Annotated in this window: 20 protein-coding genes; 12 read left to right on the forward strand and 8 right to left on the reverse strand. The window is 65.2% G+C overall.

From position 1 onward, the window contains the following. Positions 1–10 precede the first annotated feature (10 nt). Positions 11–1,207, reverse strand: coding sequence for an aminotransferase class I/II-fold pyridoxal phosphate-dependent enzyme (locus B9Y86_RS09600; RefSeq protein WP_085486276.1), 1,197 nt, complete (start codon positions 1,205–1,207; stop codon positions 11–13). 246 nt (positions 1,208–1,453) lie between these two features. Between B9Y86_RS09600 and B9Y86_RS17335 the strand changes: the two genes are divergently transcribed. Further along, the gene (locus tag B9Y86_RS17335) at positions 1,454–1,858 is read left to right on the forward strand and encodes a hypothetical protein (RefSeq protein ID WP_139824849.1); all 405 of its coding nucleotides are present in this window, start codon (positions 1,454–1,456) and stop codon (positions 1,856–1,858) included. 8 nt (positions 1,859–1,866) lie between these two features. Here B9Y86_RS17335 and B9Y86_RS09605 read toward each other — a convergent pair whose 3' ends face one another. Continuing rightward, complete coding sequence (locus B9Y86_RS09605) at positions 1,867–2,169, reverse strand: hypothetical protein (protein WP_085485424.1); 303 nt, start codon at positions 2,167–2,169, stop codon at positions 1,867–1,869. Between the two features lie 27 nt (positions 2,170–2,196). Between B9Y86_RS09605 and B9Y86_RS09610 the strand changes: the two genes are divergently transcribed. The 6 genes from B9Y86_RS09610 (at position 2,197) to B9Y86_RS09630 (ending at position 8,871) form a co-directional block, all read left to right on the forward strand. After that, positions 2,197–2,625, forward strand: coding sequence for a PKD domain-containing protein (locus tag B9Y86_RS09610; protein WP_139824850.1), 429 nt, complete (start codon positions 2,197–2,199; stop codon positions 2,623–2,625). Positions 2,626–2,766: 141 nt separating this feature from the next. Beyond that, entirely contained in the window at positions 2,767–4,557 is a 1,791-nt protein-coding gene (locus B9Y86_RS09615; RefSeq protein ID WP_244894702.1) for a trypsin-like peptidase domain-containing protein, read from the forward strand. A gap of 176 nt (positions 4,558–4,733) precedes the next feature. Beyond that, complete coding sequence (locus B9Y86_RS09620; protein WP_085486280.1) at positions 4,734–5,801, forward strand: glycosyltransferase family 2 protein; 1,068 nt, start codon at positions 4,734–4,736, stop codon at positions 5,799–5,801. Positions 5,802–5,803: 2 nt separating this feature from the next. Next, positions 5,804–6,613 carry a CDP-alcohol phosphatidyltransferase family protein gene (locus B9Y86_RS17340; RefSeq protein ID WP_139824851.1) on the forward strand — a complete coding sequence of 270 codons (810 nt, stop codon included), beginning with the start codon at positions 5,804–5,806 and terminating at the stop codon, positions 6,611–6,613. 32 nt (positions 6,614–6,645) lie between these two features. Further along, positions 6,646–7,488, forward strand: coding sequence for a glycosyltransferase family 2 protein (locus B9Y86_RS17345; protein WP_244894703.1), 843 nt, complete (start codon positions 6,646–6,648; stop codon positions 7,486–7,488). A gap of 108 nt (positions 7,489–7,596) precedes the next feature. Then, on the forward strand, positions 7,597–8,871 hold the full coding sequence (locus B9Y86_RS09630; protein WP_085485430.1) for a hypothetical protein: 1,275 nt from the start codon (positions 7,597–7,599) through the stop codon (positions 8,869–8,871). A 32-nt stretch (positions 8,872–8,903) separates the two neighbouring features. Here B9Y86_RS09630 and B9Y86_RS17830 read toward each other — a convergent pair whose 3' ends face one another. Continuing rightward, entirely contained in the window at positions 8,904–9,032 is a 129-nt protein-coding gene (locus B9Y86_RS17830) for a hypothetical protein (RefSeq protein ID WP_267240104.1), read from the reverse strand. Positions 9,033–9,181: 149 nt separating this feature from the next. Between B9Y86_RS17830 and B9Y86_RS09635 the strand changes: the two genes are divergently transcribed. Beyond that, positions 9,182–9,493, forward strand: coding sequence for a GNAT family N-acetyltransferase (locus B9Y86_RS09635; RefSeq protein WP_085485432.1), 312 nt, complete (start codon positions 9,182–9,184; stop codon positions 9,491–9,493). Positions 9,494–9,505: 12 nt separating this feature from the next. Here B9Y86_RS09635 and B9Y86_RS09640 read toward each other — a convergent pair whose 3' ends face one another. Then, positions 9,506–10,405, reverse strand: coding sequence for a hypothetical protein (locus tag B9Y86_RS09640; protein WP_244894704.1), 900 nt, complete (start codon positions 10,403–10,405; stop codon positions 9,506–9,508). A 70-nt stretch (positions 10,406–10,475) separates the two neighbouring features. On the opposite strand from B9Y86_RS09640, the gene B9Y86_RS09645 reads away from it, so the two are divergent. Further along, positions 10,476–10,979 (forward strand): DUF427 domain-containing protein, encoded by a 504-nt coding sequence (locus B9Y86_RS09645; RefSeq protein ID WP_085485434.1) that lies wholly within the window; start codon positions 10,476–10,478, stop codon positions 10,977–10,979. Positions 10,980–10,987: 8 nt separating this feature from the next. Here B9Y86_RS09645 and B9Y86_RS09650 read toward each other — a convergent pair whose 3' ends face one another. Both B9Y86_RS09650 and B9Y86_RS09655 read right to left on the reverse strand, forming a co-directional pair. Next, positions 10,988–11,827, reverse strand: a complete 840-nt coding sequence (locus B9Y86_RS09650; RefSeq protein ID WP_085485436.1) for a DUF3097 domain-containing protein — start codon at positions 11,825–11,827, stop codon at positions 10,988–10,990. Positions 11,828–11,893: 66 nt separating this feature from the next. Continuing rightward, positions 11,894–13,201 carry a CoA transferase gene (locus B9Y86_RS09655; protein ID WP_085485438.1) on the reverse strand — a complete coding sequence of 436 codons (1,308 nt, stop codon included), beginning with the start codon at positions 13,199–13,201 and terminating at the stop codon, positions 11,894–11,896. Positions 13,202–13,314: 113 nt separating this feature from the next. Here B9Y86_RS09655 and B9Y86_RS09660 point away from each other — a divergent pair, with 113 nt between their 5' ends. Together B9Y86_RS09660 and B9Y86_RS09665 are read left to right on the forward strand one after the other, a co-directional pair. Beyond that, positions 13,315–14,286 carry an LLM class F420-dependent oxidoreductase gene (locus B9Y86_RS09660; RefSeq protein ID WP_085485440.1) on the forward strand — a complete coding sequence of 324 codons (972 nt, stop codon included), beginning with the start codon at positions 13,315–13,317 and terminating at the stop codon, positions 14,284–14,286. Positions 14,287–14,377: 91 nt separating this feature from the next. After that, positions 14,378–15,877 carry an MFS transporter gene (locus tag B9Y86_RS09665; RefSeq protein WP_085485442.1) on the forward strand — a complete coding sequence of 500 codons (1,500 nt, stop codon included), beginning with the start codon at positions 14,378–14,380 and terminating at the stop codon, positions 15,875–15,877. Here the strand turns inward: B9Y86_RS09665 and B9Y86_RS09670 are convergent, their stop codons facing one another. After that, positions 15,878–16,744, reverse strand: a complete 867-nt coding sequence (locus tag B9Y86_RS09670) for an aminotransferase class IV (protein WP_085485444.1) — start codon at positions 16,742–16,744, stop codon at positions 15,878–15,880. Next, positions 16,741–17,253 carry a metallophosphoesterase family protein gene (locus tag B9Y86_RS09675; protein ID WP_217809193.1) on the reverse strand — a complete coding sequence of 171 codons (513 nt, stop codon included), beginning with the start codon at positions 17,251–17,253 and terminating at the stop codon, positions 16,741–16,743. The genes B9Y86_RS09670 and B9Y86_RS09675 overlap by 4 nt, the downstream gene beginning before the upstream one ends. Positions 17,254–17,292: 39 nt before the next feature. Between B9Y86_RS09675 and B9Y86_RS09680 the strand changes: the two genes are divergently transcribed. Next, positions 17,293–18,861, forward strand: coding sequence for a DUF7059 domain-containing protein (locus B9Y86_RS09680; protein WP_244894705.1), 1,569 nt, complete (start codon positions 17,293–17,295; stop codon positions 18,859–18,861). The last annotated feature ends 6 nt before the right edge of the window (positions 18,862–18,867 follow it).

Consider the following 18,867-nt stretch of genomic DNA (forward strand, 5'->3'; position numbering starts at 1 on the left):
AGGTCGAGCGTCAGCGTCCGAGGCGGCCGAGCTGCGCCGAAGCGCGCTCGAGCACCTCGACCTTCTTGCAGTATGCGAAGCGAACGAGTGACGCGTATTCACGCCCGAGCTGCTCTGTACAGAATGCGCTGATCGGAATACCGACCACGCCGGCCAATTCGGGAAGCTGCCGACAGAGCGTCGCGACGTCGGGATACCCGAGTGGCGCGGCATCAGCGACGACGAAGTATCCGGCCTGTGGCGTGAAGATATCGAAGCCCGCCTTGGCGAGTCCCGCCGAGAGGATGTCGCGCTTCGATTGCAACGTGCGGGCGATGTGCTCGAAGAACTCGTCGGGCAGCCCGAGTCCGACCGCGATCGCCGGCTGGAATGGAGCGCCGTTCACGAAGGTCAAGAATTGCTTCACGGCGAGGATGGCGGTGACGATCTCGTGCGGTGCCGTCAACCAGCCGATCTTCCAGCCCGTGGTGTTGAACGTCTTGCCCCCCGACGAGATCGTGACCGTGCGCTCCCGTGCGCCCGGCAGAGTCGCGACGGGGACGTGCTGCACGCCGAAGGTCAGGTGCTCGTACACCTCATCGGTCACGATGATCGCGTCGTGTTTGTGGGCGAGATCGACGATCAACTCGAGGGTCTCGCGTGGGAGCACGGTGCCCGTGGGGTTGTGCGGGTTGTTGATCAGGATGACTCGGGTGCGGTCGGTCACGGCCGCACGCAACTCGTCGTGGTCAGGCAGAAATGCGGGGAGGCGGAGGGGCACAGTGCGATGGATGCCGCGGGCCAGGGCGATCACGGCCCCGTACGCATCGTAGAAGGGCTCGAGGGTGACCACCTCGTCACCATCGTCGACAAGGGCGAGCAACGTGGCCGCGAGAGCCTCAGTGGCGCCCGCGGTTACGAGCACCTCGCGGTCGGCGTCAACCTCGAGCCCGTAGAACCGCTTCTGGTGGGCGGCAATCGCGTCGCGCAGAACGGGCATTCCGAGTCCGGGCGGGTACTGGTTCAGTCCATCGCTGATGGCCTGACGTGCCGCATCGAGAATCTCGGCGGGGCCGTCTTCGTCAGGAAATCCCTGCCCGAGGTTGATGGCGCCGGTCGCCGAGGCGAGGGCGCTCATCTCGGCGAAGATCGTGGAGCGGATGGATCCGTCGGGCGAGAGAAGCCCTGCGCCGCGCGCTGTGCGCAGCCAGGAACCGGAGATAGTCACGAAGACCAAACCTACCTCCAGCTTTCATGTGGATAACTTTTCCCGTCATCTGCCGACATCCTTTACGGTGTACCCATGTTCGGTCAGAAACGCGCCGCGTCAGGAGTTTCGAGAGCTCTGATATTGCTTTCTGTTGGCCTTCTGTTGACGGGTTGCAGTGAGAGTCACCCCGAGGTGTCCAATTCAACTAGCCCTCCGCCCGCTCAAGCTACCGGCCAATCAGACCAGGAGATTTACGAGTCGCTGATGGCGAGTTACGAGGCGTATCTCAAGATTGCTGACCAGATTCTGGCGGACGGTGGTAGTTCGCCCAACAGAATTGAGTCAGTGTCGACCTCAGCCTATGCACAAGATTTCAAGACGGACGCCGCGGAATACGCCACTGCCGGACTGCGGTCCGTGGGATCAACGGCGGTGAAAACCGCAAGTCTTCAAGGGTGGTCCCAGGATAAGAACGGCTTCAAAGTAACAGCGTACGTTTGTGAGGATGTCACCGGCGTGGATGTCGTCAATAGTGAAAGTGTTTCCGTGGTCTCTCCCGATCGAGACCCGACCACACCTTACGAAGTCTCTTTCGAAGGCGGCACACTTACTCGACTGCTCGTTACTGCGCGAGAGCTTTGGAGCGGAGTAGATTTTTGCGACGAATAGCATTCGGACTAGTTTTCATCGCAATTCTTGCCTTGCTGCCGGCTAGAGCCGCGATCGCAAGCGATTGCAGCATACTTCAGGCTCAAACGACGGGCTGCGGCGAGGTTTCCGGCGGCGGGGTCGATGTCGGGGTCGGGAACAATGTCGTCGGGGGAGGCGGCGGCGAGTCCGGGGGCGGGGTCGGCGGGTCTGGTTCCGCCGAGGGTGGCGTCGAGGCGCCGTGCATTGCGACCAGTGTTGAGCTGTGCAACGAGCAGCGTCTCGAAGCGTCGGCTCCAGGACCCGCCGTGACGACTCGTGAAATCGCCCATCTGGTGCCGGGTGTCAGTGTGCAGGGTATGGAACCGAGGGGCTTCATGGTGGTCGGGCTTCCGACGAATTTCTACGCCGATGCCCAGCCATCGACTGTCTCGACGACACTGCTCGGGACTCCGGCAGAGGTGCGGTTTACGCCCGTCTCCTTCACCTGGGACAACGGAGACGGGTCGACGACGACAAGTGGGTCGGGCGGCGCCACGTGGGCTGCCCTGGGCCTCGACGAGTTTTCCGAGACGGAGACGAGTCACGTCTTCGACCGGGCCGGCGACTACACGATCTCTCTCACGATTCTCTACTCGGCCGAATACCGCATCGGTGGCGGTGCATGGCGTCCGTTGGCCGGCACTGTGCCTTCTACATCGCCGCCCCTGACAGCCTCGGCCAAGGCAGCGAAGACGGTGCTGGTCGCCGACGACTGTGGGCGGCGTCGTATATCTCCAGGGTGCTGAGCGCAATGGAATAGGGCCGTTCGGAATTCGGTTCTCCAACTCCAAGCTCAGCCCGAGCGTTACGGCAGTCTGTTTTCAGCCCATGTATAGACAACGTCCAGCTTCGGTGGTGATGCTTACAGGGCTTGGAAGGAGCACCCATTGTCTGAGAACACCGACAACCCGATCAACCCGGCGGCAGCCGAGGGCGTTGACCGCGACGACACCACGAACACCGGTTCGAGCCCCGCCGCCACCGAGCACGCCCCCGCCTTCCCCCACTACGCACCCAGCGCATCAGGCGCAACGCCGAGCTCGACGCACACGTCGGAGCCGGCAAAAGAGCAGAACGCTCCCCAGATCTCCGGCACGCAGCAGGCTCCCGAGGGAATGACCCCGCCAGCCGCGACTGCGCCGCCGGCCGCTCCGCTGGCCGGATCTGCGCCTCATCCCGGATACGGGCACACTCCCGCCGCGCCGCAGCCGACCCAGCCCGTTGCGCAGGCGCATCCGGCTCAGGCAACCGCCGCGCACTACCCAGCGCCGCACAACCAGACGCAGCCACACCAGGCACAGCCCAACCAGACGCAACCTACGCAGGCCTACGCTGCGGCGCCGGGCAACTACGGAAACGGCGCATTCGGCCAGCCGCCGCAGCAGCCTCCAGTGGCGGGAGCGGCAACCTCCGGGGCACACGCCCCCAAGAGGCGCGGAGCGACGATGGTCATCGCAGCTCTGGCGATTGCTGCCCTCGTCGGCGGCGCATCCGGTGCTGGAATCACAGCCTGGACGCTGAGCCAGAATCAGCAGAGCTCGACCTCGAGCGCGTCAGGGCCGCAGACCATCACGGTCAACAACGCCGATGATGCATCGCTCGCAACCGCGGTCGCGGCCAAGGCTTCGCCCTCGGTCGTCACCATCTCGGTCAACGACGGTCAGTCGGGTGGCACGGGTTCGGGCGTCATCCTCTCGGATGACGGCTACGTCCTCACCAACACCCACGTGGTCACGCTCGACGGCGCAACCGGAAAGCCGACCATTCAGGTGACCACCAACGACGGACGGCTCTTCGCCGGAACGCTCGTCGGAACCGACCCGGTGGCGGACCTCGCCGTGATCAAGCTCGACAAGGCGAAGGATCTCACCCCCATCACCTGGGGCGACTCGACCAAGCTCAACGTCGGTGACTCCGTCGTGGCCATCGGCGCCCCGCTCGGACTGTCGGGAACGGTGACCACGGGAATCGTCAGCGCGCTGAATCGCGCGATCACAGTCGCATCGTCCGCCGCTCCCAAGGGCGACGACACCGAGTCGACCCCGCCTGATGACAACGGCGGGCCCGGCGACGGCACGAAGCAGAATCCCTACGACTTCTGGAATTTCGACATTCCAGGCCAGGGAGGTTCGGAAGCGCCCAAGCAGGCACCGGCCACATCGAGCATCTCGCTCGCGGTCATCCAGACAGACGCGGCGATCAACCCCGGCAACTCGGGTGGTGCTCTGCTGAACGACAAGGGCGAACTCATCGGCATCAACGTCGCCATCGCGAGCGCCGGCTCCTCGAGCGGATCCGGCCAGTCCGGTTCGATCGGCGTCGGCTTCTCCATCCCCGCCGCGCTGGCTCAGCGAATCTCGCAAGAGATCATCAAGGACGGCGCCGGCAGCCACGGACTCCTCGGCGCCTCAGTGGGTGACGCCAGCTCAGACCAGGCGCTCGCCAGCGTCACGGCCGGGGCTCTCGTCAAGGAGGTCTCGTCAGGTGGAGCGGCGGAGAAGGCAGGCATCAAGGCGGGCGACGTCATCACGGCGTTCAACGGCATTCCGGTGGCCGGCGCGACTGACCTCACCGCGCAGGTTCGCAGCCTCGCCGCCGATTCCGACGCCAAGCTCACGGTCTACCGCGATGGCAAGAACCAGGACATCGACGTGAAGCTCGGAGAACTCACTCAGTAATCGACTCCGGTATCGGCGATCCCCGGGCAGCTTCGGCTGCCCGGGGATTGCTGCGTGTTGGAACATCGGCACACGAACCGCGGATGAGCGCTGCGATAGGCTCGTTCGGCCAGCGTCGGCGCGACGACATCGAATCCCGCGTGCGACAAGGCACCAGAACACAACGAGTGGATGCCATGACCCCGAACACCCCAGCGAGTACCCTGCCCGGCGTTTCCTACGTCATGCCGGTGCTCAACGAGGTCACCCATGTCGAGGCAGCGATCGACAGCCTCCTATCGCAGGACTACCGCGGCCCGTTCGACGTGATCGTCGCGCTGGGACCGAGCATCGACGGGACCACCGAGCTCGTCGAGCGGCTCTCGAAGGTCGACCCGCGCATCCAGGTGATCGAGAACCCCACAGGCTCGACCCCCAGCGGATTGAACGTGGCGATCACTGCGTCACACAACCCGATCGTGGTGCGGGTCGACGCGCACTCGGTGCTTCCGTCCGACTACACGCGCATCGCAGTCGAGACGATGGCGCGAACGAACGCGGCAAACGTCGGCGGCATCATGCAGGCCGAGGGTACAACCCCGTTCGAGGATGCCGTCGCGGCGGCATACGGGTCGGCCATCGGCCTCGGAGGCGGCCAGCATCACCTCGGTGGTGACGAAGGGCCGGCCGAGACCGTCTACCTCGGAGTGTTCCGCCGCGAATGGATTCAGCGCGTGGGCCTGTTCAACGAGGAGATCCGGCGCGGTCAGGACTGGGAGCTGAATCGGCGTCTGCGCGAGGCCGGGGGAGTCGTCTGGTTCACGCCCAAGCTCACCGTCACCTACCGCCCGAGACCGTCGCTCGAGAAACTCGCCCGGCAGTTCTTCTCGACGGGCCTGTGGCGAGGCGATCTCGCTCGCCGTTTCTTCAGCTCCAACGCGCTGAAGTACTTCGCGCCGCCCGTCGCGGTTCTGAGCGTGGCGCTCGGCCTCCTGCTGGGCTGCTTCGGCTACTTCGGGCTGGTCGGCAATGCGCAGGGCCCCGCGCTCGTGATCTCATGGATCTTTACGGCGCTCTTCATCTTTCCGATCCTGTACCTGTTACTCGTCGCGGTCGCATCGATCAGCGTTGCAGTGCGTCGGGGCGCTCGCACGGGTGCGTGGTTTCTCGTAGTCTTGCCCTGCATCCACTTCAGCTGGGGCACGGGCTTCATTCTGGGGTTCCTGAAGCTCACGAGCAACATCACCGCGCACACCGGAAGGTAACCGTGTCACCGACGTCTACGCGAGGGCGGCCGTCCTCGATCGCCGAGCTGCGCGCTGTCGCCCAGCCTCCTGAAGTGCGGGGACGGCGCAATGCCGAGCATTGGACCGCGTCGCTCTACCTGCGCAATGTCTCTCCCTATCTGACCTGGCTGTTGCTGAAGACATCGATTTCGGCCAACGGAGTCACCGGGCTCATGATCCTCGTCGGATGGTCGACTGCCGCCGCCCTCCTGATCCCTGGGATAGGAGGGGCCTCTCTCGCCCTCGTGCTCGGTCAACTGCAGATGCTCGTCGACTGCTGCGACGGCGAGGTCGCCAGGTGGCGCGGAACATCGTCTCCGGCCGGAGTGTTCCTCGACAAGGTCGGTCACTACACGACCGAGTCGCTGATCCCGATCGCGCTGGGCATCCGGGCGGCGGGATTTCCGTTCGACGTACCGGCCGATTATCTCTGGACCACTCTCGGATTCGCCCTCGCACTCGTGATCGTGCTGAACAAGGCTCTGAACGATATGGTGCACGTGGCCCGTGCGAACGCCGGCCTGAGCAAACTGGCCGACAAGCAGGGAGAGTCCGAGCCATCGCAGCGTCTTGTCGCTCGTCTGCGTCGCGTGGCCCGGTTCGTTCCGTTCCACCGGCTCTACCACTCGGTCGAACTGACCATGCTCGCGTTTGCCTTTGCCGCCGTCGGCCTCGTGATCGGCGAACCGCTCGCCGATCGCATCTTGCTCGGCGCTCTGCTGCCTCTCTCTGTACTCGCGCTCATCGGACACTTCATCGCGATCATGGCCTCGAAGAGGGTGCGCTCATAGTCGACGAGCGGCAGCCGACTGTCGGTGTCGTCGTGCTGACCCAGGGCACGCGGCCCGATGACCTGCGTCGTGGCCTCGAGTCGATTCTCGCCCAGTCGGGGGTGGACCTCGACGTCGTGTGCGTTGGAAACGGCTGGGTGCCGGTCGGATTGCCCGAGGGCGTCGCGTCGCTCGCTTTGGAGGAGAATCTCGGGATCCCCGCGGGGCGCAACGCGGGCGTGAGCGCGGTGTCGGGGGAATTCATCTTCTTTCTCGACGACGACGCGAGCATCCCCTCATCGACTTTTCTCCTCGACGCGATCGACATCATCCGACGAGATCCGAGCATCGGGCTCGTGCAGCCGCGGGTCGTCGACCCTCGGGGAGTGACGAACCCCCGTCGCTGGACGCCCCGCATCCGCAAGGGTGACCCTCGAGTGTCGTCGCCCGTCTTCTCGGTGTGGGAAGGGGCTGTGCTCCTGCCTCGATCCGTGTTCGAGGCCACGGGTGGGTGGGCTGCGCCGTTCTTCTACGCCCACGAGGGAATCGAGCTCGCGTGGCGCGTGTGGGATCAGGGCCTCGTGACCTGGTATGCCGGAGATCTCGTTGCGAACCACCCCGCTATCGAGCCGACGCGGCACTCGTACTACTTCAGGCTCAACGCGAGAAATCGCGTGTGGTTGGCCAAACGCAACCTGCCCGTGATCCTTGCTCCGATCTACGTCGGAGCGTGGACCGGCATCCAGGTTCTTCGCTGGGCGCGACGCCCCGCAGATCTGAGCGCATGGTTCGGCGGCTGGCTGGCTGGCTGGCGCGAAGACGCCGGCGAGAGGCGGCCGCTGCGGTGGCGCACGGTGTTTCGGATGACGATGGCTGGGAGACCGCCGATCGTCTAGTTGTGCGATTCGTGCGAGATCCCGGATGCCTCACGCGAGATCATCACGATTGGCTACCGGTAAAGCCCCCTGGTCGGGGGGCCAGCGGAGGCTGAGTACCCTGGAAACGTGGGAATTCTTCGTGACGCCAAACTCGGACTCAAAGTCGGAGTCGATCTGCTGAAGTCGAGGCGCACGCGGGGCCAGCTCGCTCAGAAGCTCTCTCATCGGCGCCCGTTCGCACCGGGCACGTTCGAGATCGGTGTGTACTTCGCCGACGGAGACGTCAACCTCTATCAGCTTCGCCAGTGGTACGAACCGCTGGTCGAGCTCTCCAAGACCTGGCCCGTCGTCATCCTCAGCCGCAGCCCCTCGGCCATGAGTGCCCTGCTCGATGAGTCACCGCTTCCCGTCGCCTACGTGCGCAAGGTCGTCGACCTCGAACAACTGATCGATGAACAGCCGCTCAAGATCGTGTTCTACGTCAACCAGAACACCCGGAACTTCCAGATGATGCGCTACGGGCGCCGCTGGCACGTTTTCATCAACCACGGTGAGAGCGACAAGATGTACATGACGACGAACCAGTTCAAGGCTTATGACTACAGCCTTGTCGCCGGCGAGGCCGCAGTGGCGAGACTGAACCGGGTTCTGTGGGACTACGACTTCGAGAAGCGAGCGATCCGCATCGGGCGGCCGCAGGCCGACCACTACTCGGGGCCGGTTCCCTACACCCCCGACGACCGCCGTGTCGTTCTCTATGCTCCGACGTGGGAGGGCGATAGGCCATCGGCCGCCTACGGATCGATCGTGACTCACGGTGTCGGTCTCGTGACCCAACTGCTGGCGACAGGCACGCACCGCGTGATCTATCGGCCGCATCCGAGGAGCGGCGTCGTCGACTCGAGCTATGCCGCAGCCAACCAGCAGATCATCAAGCTGATCGCTCAGGCGAACGCTGCAGATCCTCGGGCTCAGCACATCTATGACGACGGTCCCCAACTCGGTTGGCAACTCGCGGCAGCCGATATTGCCATCGTCGACATCTCGGCAATGGTCTACGACCGGTTGGCGAGCGGCAAGCCCCTGTTCGTCACCCGTCCGGTGAACGCCCTCGCCGAGATCGATTCGAGTGGGTATCTTTTCGAAGCGGAATGGCTCGATGCCGATGAGGCAGCCGACATCGTCTCGAGAATCGACGCGCTCGAACACGATCCCGAGGCAGAAGCCCGTCTCGCATATTGGGTCGAGAGATATTTCGGAGATACGACGCGGGGTACGACAACCCGTCGATTCCACGAGGCCATCGAGGGCCTGATGGACGAGTGGCAGAGAAACGCCGCGCTACACGCGGACGATGGCCCCGTCGACGAGCATGAACCGGTCGTCGAAGAATCGAATTGACGCGCCTCGGCGCAGAGGCTGGTTATCTCGCGTCAGCGATCGACGCGGGCGAGACGCATGCGCACCAGAACGACAGCGACGCCGATGACGACGAGAACGACGGCGGCCGCGACGAGCATGGGCACGAACGCTACGCCCGTGTCTGCCAGCGTCGTGCTCACCGGAGTTATCTCGGTAAATCGTGCAAACAATGCTCTCACCCCGCCTTCATGTGTGTAACAAATGTGTAACTTCGTCAACCCTACCAGTTGACTCTCAGCGATTCACCACGTTTGTGTGCGAGTCGCGGAATCGACGCAGAATAGAAATCATGATCACCATCACTGATACCGGTAACCGCTATGAACTCAGCGTCGACGGAGAGGTGGTCGGCCGTTGTTTCTATCGGGACGCTGGACCGCGTCGAGTCTTCATCCACACTGAAGTCGACGCCGGGCATGCGGGCCAAGGACTGGCCACCAGGCTCATCGAGTACGCGCTCACCGATTGCCGCACCCGAGGGATGCGCATCGTTGCGCGTTGCCCGATGGTGTCGGCCTATCTCGGCAAGCACAAAGACTTCGACGATCTCGTCGACACTCCGGCCGGCGTGGACGGGCCAGAGGATGCTGCTCGGGCCTGAGATCCGTGCGACTCAGATCCGTACGTCCGGCCACTCCGAACCCGGAGCATCCGGTGCTATGACCTCTGCCTCAGAGTTCTTTCGCGACCGAGTGAGCATCCGCGGCCGACGTCGATCCTTGTCCTTCAGCTCTTTCTGCCGGGGCGCCTTCTTCTCGCGAGGCACGACGATCTTCGGCTCGAGGCTCGCGGGAAAGAACGGTGGGGGAGGGCCGAACGCGTAACGGGCACTGTGCACGACTTTGCGGCCCAGGATGTGGTTGCCGGTTCCTCCGATGACGGCGCCGACGCCGAAGGGCACGAGGCGACCCACAGCTCCTGCTCCTGTGCGCGCCGCCAGATGTTTGAGAAAGGTGCTCTTCAGTCGATCGGCGATCGGCCCGATAGCGAATTGGGGCAGGCTGCGAGTGACCAACGTTCCCCAGTACTGACTTCTCGGAGCCCCGGTACCGGTCACCTGGCCAGCCAGTTGCCTGACGAGATCGGCGCCTGCTGTGCCCATCATCATCGACATCACGAGAGTGCGCGCCCTGTCTGGATCGTCGACGGCGATTCCGTGCACCTCGGTGATCGACTGCGCGAACAGGGCGCTGGCCTCGAGAAAACCCGCCGTCTCGACGCTGGTGAGTGCAAGCGAGACGCCGACGCCGATACCCGGTATCACGGCGCTCGCCCCGACAGCGGCCCCGCCGGCCGTGACAGCGGCGAGATAGCGCGTCTCGAGAATCTTGATGATCTGCTCGGTCGTCGCGTTCGGGTGCATCTTGCGAATAGACCGGATGTGAGCGATCACCACGGGGCGGTGCACGCTCAGAAGGCCGTCGATGCCTTTAGTGAACTGGGGGTGCAGATCGGGGTCGTAGACCGTCGGCCCGGGCTGCGCCTCGCCGAGCTGCTTCTGCTTCTTCGCCACTGAGAGTCCTTCGTTCGGTCGGTGGGGTCATCATCCTACGTTTCGAAGCCGAGAGGCGTAGCGTCGACACATGGATACTCGACCGACGCATGCCCAGATTCCCGCCGACGGCCAGGAGTCGGTGTGGGACTACCCACGCCCTCCTCGCGTCGAGAAGTCGACCGAACGCATCCAGATCACTCTGGGCGGTGTCGTGATCGCAGACACCGTGGATTCGTGTCGTGTTCTCGAGACCAGCCACCCGCCGGTCTACTACCTGCCGCTCTCCGCTTTCGTCGACGGAGTGATCAGCCCCGCGGCTGGCAGTTCGTTCTGCGAGTTCAAGGGCTCAGCCAAATACGTCACCCTTCGGGGCGGCAGTGTCGTGGCACAGGGCGCGGGATGGTTCTACCCCACGCCGACGGCCGGGTTCGAAGAGCTTCGAGACAGGATCGCCGTCTATCCGTCGGCCATGGATGTCTGCACCGTCGACAGCGAAGCGGTCACGCCGCAGGAGGGCGACTTCTACGGGGGCTGGATCACGTCGCGCGTCGTCGGCCCGTTCAAGGGAGCGCCAGGAACCCTGGGCTGGTGAGGTGAGCCCTACTCGGCCGTGACGAAGTCGATGAGCTGCTCGACACGGCCCAGCAGCTGTGGCTCGAGATCGGTGTAGGTCGAGACCCGTGACAGGATGCGTTGCCAGGCACGGGCGATATCGGCCTGCTCGGCGTGCGGCCAGCCGAAGGCCTCGCAGATGCCGTGCTTCCACTCGATCGACCGAGGAATGACCGGCCACTCGGTGAGACCGAGTCTGGCGGGCTTCACCGACTGCCAGACGTCGACGTAAGGGTGGCCCACGACGATCACGTTCGCGCCGTGGGGGCCGCGGGCGACTTTCTCGGCGATTCGGCTCTCCTTCGAGTTCGGAACGAGGTGATCGACGAGGACACCGACGCGCCTTCCAGGGCCCGGTCGGAACTCGGCGAGGACCTCCTCGAGATGGTCGACACCCTCGAGATATTCGACGACGACTCCCTCGGAGCGCAGGTCGGAACCCCAGACTTTCTCGACGAGTTCTGCGTCGTGCCGGCCCTCGACGAAGATGCGGCTGGCTCTCGCGACTCGGGCTCGTTCCTGCGGTCCGGCGATCGATCCTGAGGCCGTTCGGCCGAGACCTGTCTGCTTCGTGCGGGGAGCGCGAACGGCTACCGGAGTGCCTTCGAGCAGGAAGCCCGGTCCGAGGGGGAACATGCGGCGACGGCCCTTGCGGTCCTCCAGCTCGACCATCCGCCCTTCGACCCGCACGACCGAGCCGCAAAAATCGCTGGCGACGTCTTCGAGAACGAGATCGGTCACCGCCTCGACGACCGGGAGGTCGATCTTGGCCGGGCGCCTCGAGAAATCGGCCAATACATCGGAGCCGTAGCGATCGTCGGTGTTCATCTGGTCGACGCTAGCAACTGACCACGGGCAGGCCCGACAGACTCGCTGGGCCGTTGCATCGCGGCGTCACTCCCACGTGGCCGGGTCGGCTCCGAGTGGATGCGCGGGGAACGCGTAGTCGGCGAATTCGGCAAGAGCGGGTCGCGCCGTCGTGTACTCGCCGTGGGTGACCACGAGCGAATCCGGCAGCGGGATTCTCTCCGTCGATCGTGTGACATGATCGCCCGCCAGGAGCTCTGCAGCGACACCCGCGAGAGACACGGAGATGCGATGGCCGACCGGGCTCTCGAACTGACTCCCGAGCGCTCGAACGACCGCTGCCGCGAGCTGATATCCGGCGGAGTGGTCGAGCGCCTGAACCGGCAGTGCTCCGGGGCGCGGGTCGTCGGATTCGCTCGGCTGCGACTCCATCCTCGATATGCCCGTGACAGCCTGCACCAGACTGTCGAAGCCTCGTCGTTCGCTCCAGGTGTCGACATCGCCCCAGGCATTCACGGTCGCGTGAACGATGCCCGGAGGCAGCTTCAACCCGAGAGCTTCGATCGCGCCGGGACGGTAGCCGCTGACGAGCACGTCGGCCTCGGCCAGGAGCGCGTCGAGCGTTGCACGCCCTGACAAACTCGCGCCGTCGACGAACGTCGACCTCTTGCCCTGCCCAGTGTCTACGTGTTGAAGGGCTATCTCGGGCATCGCGGGCGGGTCGACACGCAGCACATCGGCCCCGAGCAGCGCGAGACTGCGGGTGGCGACGGGCCCGGCGATCACTCTAGTGAGATCGAGAACGCGTATGCCCGCGAGCGGCGGATCGGACTCGCTCGGTGGCCGCCGCGGCGTGGCACGACTCGCGCCGAGCGTCTCGTCGTGGACGACGCCTGCGGGCGGCTCCCACTCTGCGGGCTCACGCACCCGCACGGCGAGCGCGCCGACGCGCCATGCGGCTTCTTCGATAGCGCGCGCGTCGAGAGTTGCGACTCTCGCTGCGAAGTCGGCTGCCGTCGCCGTGTCGTCGAGTCCCGTTGCCAGGCAGAGGCCGAGGCGGTGGTGCGGATAGTTCGCGTGCGTTCTGATCCACCCGTCGCGCGTGCGGAAGAAGCCGGAGAGTTCGGCGAACATCTGCACGGGCTCTCCGTGGAGCCGCAGGAGCCGGTCGCTCCCGTATGCGGCCGCGATGCGATCCGCATCCAGTGCCCAGTTCCGAGGGGAGCCGCCGGAAGCAACGAGATACTCGTTGACCGAACCGACGAAATCGGCCACGCTGCGCGAGGCCAGCCCCGCGACATCCAGATTCGACGGGAGGAGTCGTCGAAGACGCGCCATATCAGGCATGCCCACGAGCGGATCATCGGTGTGCGCGAGGGACTCGATGCGGGTCATGCGAGGACACTACTCCCGTTCTGTCTGCACACGGTCGGTCTGAGGACAACCCCTGACAGCCCTGCTCGATCACCTCGTAGCGTGAAGAGAACGCACACGAGAAAGGCATGTCTATGACACGGTTCGGATACACCCTCATGACAGAACAGAGCGGTCCCAAGCAGCTCGTCGGCTACGCCGTCGACGCTGAGCGTGCCGGATTCGACTTCGAGGTCTCGAGCGATCACTATTCTCCGTGGCTGACAGAACAGGGGCACGCTCCCTATGCCTGGTCGGTGCTCGGAGCCGTCGCCCAGGCCACCGAGCGAGTGGAACTCGCCACCTATGTGACGTGCCCGACCATGCGCTACCACCCGGCCGTGATCGCGCAGAAGGCAGCCACGATGCAGCTGCTGAGCGACGGTCGATTCATTCTGGGACTCGGATCGGGCGAGAACCTCAACGAGCACGTCGTCGGGGAAGGGTGGCCGTCGATCGCTCCTCGCCAGGACATGCTCGAGGAGGCCGTGACGATCATTCGTCAGCTTCACACGGGCGATCTCGTCACGTGGGAGGGCGAGTACTTCCGAGTCGACTCCGCCCGCATCTGGGACGTGCCGGAGGGCGGGGTTCCCATCGGGCTGGCGGTGTCGGGCGAGAAATCGATCGAGAGATTCGCACCCCTCGGAGATCACCTCATCACGACGGAGCCGTCTGCCGAGCTCATCTCGGGGTGGGCCGCGGCCCGCTCGAGCAGCGCGCCCTCGCGCTCGATCGGCCAGATCCCCATCAGCTGGGCGCCCGACAAAGAGGATGCGATCGCCCGGGCCCACGAGCAGTTCCGCTGGTTCGCCGGTGGCTGGGCGGTCAACGCCGATCTGCCCACGCCGGCGGGCTTCGACGGTGCAACACAGTTCGTGCGACCCGAAGACGTGGCGGAACAGATCGCATGCGGTCCGGATCTGGACGAACTCGCCGAGAGCGTGCGCCCATACCTCGACGCCGGGTTCACCGACGTGGCGATCGTGCAGATCGGCGATGAGCTGCAGCAGCGATTCCTCGACGAGATCGCCGAACCGCTGCTGGAGAAGCTGCGCGCGCTCTGACCCCGAATATTCGTCGAGCGGGCCGGGCATAGAATTCCGGTCGGAATGGTTGCACACGCGCAACCTCCTCTCGAAAGGCACCACCCGGCCTATGGCCCCCTCGACGAATCCTCCTGAACCCTCCGACAACCACAGCGAACGAGAACGGCGCCAGCGCGCACGACTTGCTCGCACCCCGAGCGAACGGGCGATCGTCTTCACCCTGGCGCTCACCGGCCTGACGGCCGCGGTGATGCAGACCCTGGTCACCCCCATCACTCCCGAGTTGCCGACACTGCTCGACACCTCGAGTTCGAACGCCACATGGGTGCTCACGGCCACACTGCTGGCGGCGGCCATCACCACTCCGATCTCCGGCCGTCTGGGCGATATGTTCGGAAAGCGCCGCATCACGCTGCTGCTTCTCGCCATCACGATCGTCGGCTCCATCGTCTGCGCGCTTGCCCAAGACGTGACCGTGCTTATCGCCGGTCGGGCGCTGCAGGGCGCGGGTCTCGGCGTTATCGCACTCGGCATCAGCATTCTGCGCGATGTACTGCATCCCAAGCGGCTCGGCGCGGCCGTCGCTCTGGTCAGCTCGACCCTGGGCATCGGAGGCGCTCTCGGGCTGCCTGTGGCCGCCTTCGTCGCCGACACGTTCGACTGGCATGTGTTGTTCTGGATGGCCACGGTGCTGTCTGCAGTCGCCTTCGTGCTCGTGCTGTGGATCATCCCCGTCTCCACCCTCCGAACCGGTGGGTCATTCGATGTCGTCGGTGCTATCGGGTTCGGGATCGGGCTCGTGGCGATTCTGCTCGCGGTATCGAAAGGCAACGAATGGGGCTGGGCGACACCGGGAACCATCGGCCTGTTCGTCGGGGGAGCCGTCGTGCTCATCGTCTGGGGAGTCTACGAGCTGCGCGCATCCAACCCGCTGGTCGATCTGCGGATCGCCGCACGTCGGCCTGTGCTTCTGACGAACCTGGCGTCGATCACCGTCGGATTCGCCTATTTCGCCAGCGTCGCCGTTCTGCCACAACTTCTCGAGGCACCCACAGACACGGGAGTCGGCCTCGGCCAGTCGCTGTTCATCGCCAGCCTCTGCTTGATGCCCAGCGGAATCGTGATGTTCTTCCTCTCGCCGATCGCCGCCCGTCTTTCGGCAAGCAGGGGGCCGCGCACATCCCTCATCCTGGGCGCCTTCATCATCGCGGTGGGCTACGTGCTCGCCGTCGGCCTGATGACGGAGGTCTGGCATGCGGTGCTCGTCGCCACCGCGGTGGGCTTCGGAGTGGGGTTCGCCTACGCCGCCATGCCCACATTGATCATGCACGCGGTGCCAGCCTCAGAGACGGCCGCGGCCAATGGCTTCAACTCGGTGATGCGCACCCTCGGGTCGACGATCGCTGCCGCCGTCATCGGCGTGATCCTCTCATCGCACGTCGACATCGTGGGCGAGCGTGCCATCCCGACGGCCGCGGCCTTCCAGTGGTCCTTCGGCCTCGCTGCCGCCGTCGCTCTCGCGGGTGCGATCCTTGCGCTCTTCCTGCCCCGACGCGAGACGATCTACACGACGGCGAGCATCCCCATCGTCACGCCCGGCAAGAACTGATCACTCGAGCCGCGCCTCGTCGCCCAGCCACCGATTGAGGTCGGCGGTCATGGCGTCGTCGACGGGCATGGGATGGCCGTCGAGCGTGTGCACCGCAACCGCCTGACGCACGCTCGACACCAGCCATATCGCGTCGCACTCGACCAGCTCGGCGGCGGCGATTGCAGAGAATCTCGTTCGATAGCCCCTCGATTCGAAGAAGCCGAATGCTGTTGCCTGGGTCGTTCCAGCGAGGATCCCCGCTTCGACCGCCGGGCTCTCGATGAGATCGCCTCGTCGCACGACCAGGCTCGACGTCGGACCTTCGAGTGCGAGTCCATCGGTCGACGTGAAGATCACGTCGTCGGCATCGCGTCTGGATGCCTCGCGCAGCGCCGCGGCGTTCGTCGCGTAAGACAGGTGCTTCGCTCCCAGTAGCAACCATGGTGAGCCTTCGGCGGCGTCGCTCGCATACCCGCGATCGAGTGTGACGACCGAGACCCCGCTGCGTCTGATGCCCGTGAAGTCGCGGGCCGGACGGGCGAGGAGCCATGCCGTGGGGGAGTCGTCTGCGCCCTCGACTCCTCGAGTCATCACGACAGTGACGGCGAGGCGGTCGACCGGCTCGTGCGCGTCGATCGCCTTCCTCAGCGCGTCCGTCCAGATCGAGCGGTTCGGCAGCGGCAGATCGAGCGCTCTCGCCGAGGCTTCGAGCCGATCGAAGCGGGCGTCGAGGGTGGGCATCCGGCCTGCGATCACGCTGATGCTCTCGAAGATGCCGTCGCCGCGAGTGACGCCCCAGTCGGTCACGCTCAGGTGAGGCTCGTGCGGATCGACACGTCGAGAGCCTGATTCGTCGACGAGGAGCAGCACGGGCGAGGTGCTCACGGGTGCCGCCGTTCGATGGCGTGCAGTTCGACGTCTCGCAGCTCTCCGGCGTCGGCGACCGCCGTGAGAAAGGTGCAGTTCGGCTGGCGGCGGCGATCGGTGGGTGAACCGGGGTTCAGGAGGCGCAGCCCGCTCGCCGACTGCGAGTCCCACGGGATGTGGCTGTGGCCGAAGACGAGCACGTCTGTGTCGTCGAACGTTCGTGCCATCCGCTCCTCGCGCCCGCTCGACGCGCCGGTCTCGTGAACCATCGCGAATCGGACCCTCTCGACGTCGAATCGTGCAACCTCGGGCAGCCGAGATCGAAGCTCTGGGCCATCGTTGTTGCCGTAGACACCCTCCAGGCGCGTGGATCGAGCCTCGAGCTCGTCGAGCGTTGCCACGTCGACCCAGTCGCCGGCGTGCAGAACGACATCGGCCGCGTCGATCGCCGACCACAACTCAGTCGGAAGCACCTTCGCCCGCTTCGGCAGATGGGTGTCGGCGATCATGACGATTCGGGTGCTCACCCGTTCAGTCTGACAGCGCGAGTGGGATTGAATAAGGGGGTGACCCATCCCCAGCGCGACCTCATCGCCGCCCTTCGCTCAGATCTCACCGCGGCGGGATTCACGGTCTCCGCTCTTTCCGGACTCTGGGGCCCCGACGCCGACGCTGCGCTGCACCGCAATCAGCGTGTTCCGGCGCTCCGAGCATTGACCCGGTTGAGGCGCACGCTCGGGCGCTCGACGCCGACAGCCACCCTCGCAGAGCTGTTCGTTCTCGGCCTGCCGGTGTCGCCCGCGATGCTCGCCGAGGCCTTACCGAATCTTGGCCTCCAGGGCGCATCAGAGCTCAGGCTGATCTCGTCGGCAGACGAGCGAGACGAAAGCGTGCGGCCGACGGCCGATCTGCGACCCTACAGATTCATCGACCAGCTCGGAGTCGGCAGCTGGTGGATCGTGTCTGACCTCGGCGAGTTGTCGCTCGGACACGCCGTGGGCGAAGATCACGTGCTCGGTGTCGGAGGTGCGTCGCTCACGCTGAGCGGACTCATGATCCAGCGGCCCGTCGACGCAGCCCTCGACCTCGGCACCGGATGCGGCATCCAGGCCATGCACGCGGCCCGACACGCACGCCGGGTCGTGGCGACCGACATCTCTACTCGCGCCCTCGACATCGCCGCTCTCAACGCAGAGCTGAACGCGTTCGAGAACATCGAGTTCAGACTGGGCAGCTTGTTCGAGCCCGTCGCCGACGAGACCTTCGATCAGATCGTCTCTAACCCGCCCTTCGTCATCACTCCACGGGCTGAGGGAGTGCCGAGCTACGAGTACCGCGACGGCGGAATGCTCGGTGACGCACTCGTGCAGCACGTCATGCGCCACGCAAGCGAATATCTCGCGCCCGGCGGGATCGCCCAGTTTCTCGGCAACTGGGAGTACACAGACGGGCACGCCGGCCTCGATCGAGTGAGCGGATGGTTGGATGACGCGCCCGCCACTGTTGTCGACGCCTGGGTCATCGAGCGCGACGTGCAGCACATCGACGAATACGCGGAGACGTGGATCAGAGACGGGGGCACCACCCCAGCGTCTCCCGAGTTCGATCGGCTCTACGGAGCGTGGCTCAACGACTTCGAGCACCGCGGGGTCGAGCGTGTCGGGTTCGGCTACGTCCTGCTCCGTCGACCGGATGCGGCGTCGTCGGCGACGTCGGCGGCTCCGCTTCGCCGTCTCGAGCAGGTGCATGGCCCACTGGGCGGCTCAGGCTCCGGACTCGGCGCGCATCTGACCGAATGCCTCGACGGGCACGATTGGCAGGCGAGCCGCAGCGATGCCGAACTCGCCTCATCGACCCTCGTCGTCGCATCCGATGTGACGGTCGAGCGGCACTACTGGCCTGGCGACGACGACCCCACCGCCATGATCCTGAGCCAGGGTGGGGGATTCGGGCGCCAGACTCCGGTCGACACGGGTCTCGCCGCGCTTGTCGGAGCGTGTGACGGAGAGCTCACGGTCGGTGCCATCTGCAGCGCGCTCGCTCAGCTGCTCTCGGTCGATGAGCAGGCGCTCGAAGGGGAGCTGCTGCCGCTCGTGCGTTCCCTGATCGACGACGCCATCCTTCTGCCGTCCTGAGGAGTC

This window comes from Agreia pratensis (genome assembly GCF_900177685.1).
Taxonomy (GTDB): domain Bacteria; phylum Actinomycetota; class Actinomycetes; order Actinomycetales; family Microbacteriaceae; genus Agreia; species Agreia pratensis.

Coding starts and splice junctions, on each gene's coding strand:
- B9Y86_RS17335 (WP_139824849.1), top strand. CDS start 1,454: ATGGCGAGTTACGAGGCGTATCTCAAGATTGCTGACCAGATTCTGGCG.
- B9Y86_RS09605 (WP_085485424.1), bottom strand. CDS start 2,169: ATGGGCGATTTCACGAGTCGTCACGGCGGGTCCTGGAGCCGACGCTTC.
- B9Y86_RS09610 (WP_139824850.1), top strand. CDS start 2,197: ATGGAACCGAGGGGCTTCATGGTGGTCGGGCTTCCGACGAATTTCTAC.
- B9Y86_RS09620 (WP_085486280.1), top strand. CDS start 4,734: ATGACCCCGAACACCCCAGCGAGTACCCTGCCCGGCGTTTCCTACGTC.
- B9Y86_RS09635 (WP_085485432.1), top strand. CDS start 9,182: ATGATCACCATCACTGATACCGGTAACCGCTATGAACTCAGCGTCGAC.
- B9Y86_RS09645 (WP_085485434.1), top strand. CDS start 10,476: ATGGATACTCGACCGACGCATGCCCAGATTCCCGCCGACGGCCAGGAG.
- B9Y86_RS09650 (WP_085485436.1), bottom strand. CDS start 11,827: ATGAACACCGACGATCGCTACGGCTCCGATGTATTGGCCGATTTCTCG.
- B9Y86_RS09655 (WP_085485438.1), bottom strand. CDS start 13,201: ATGACCCGCATCGAGTCCCTCGCGCACACCGATGATCCGCTCGTGGGC.
- B9Y86_RS09660 (WP_085485440.1), top strand. CDS start 13,315: ATGACACGGTTCGGATACACCCTCATGACAGAACAGAGCGGTCCCAAG.
- B9Y86_RS09665 (WP_085485442.1), top strand. CDS start 14,378: ATGGCCCCCTCGACGAATCCTCCTGAACCCTCCGACAACCACAGCGAA.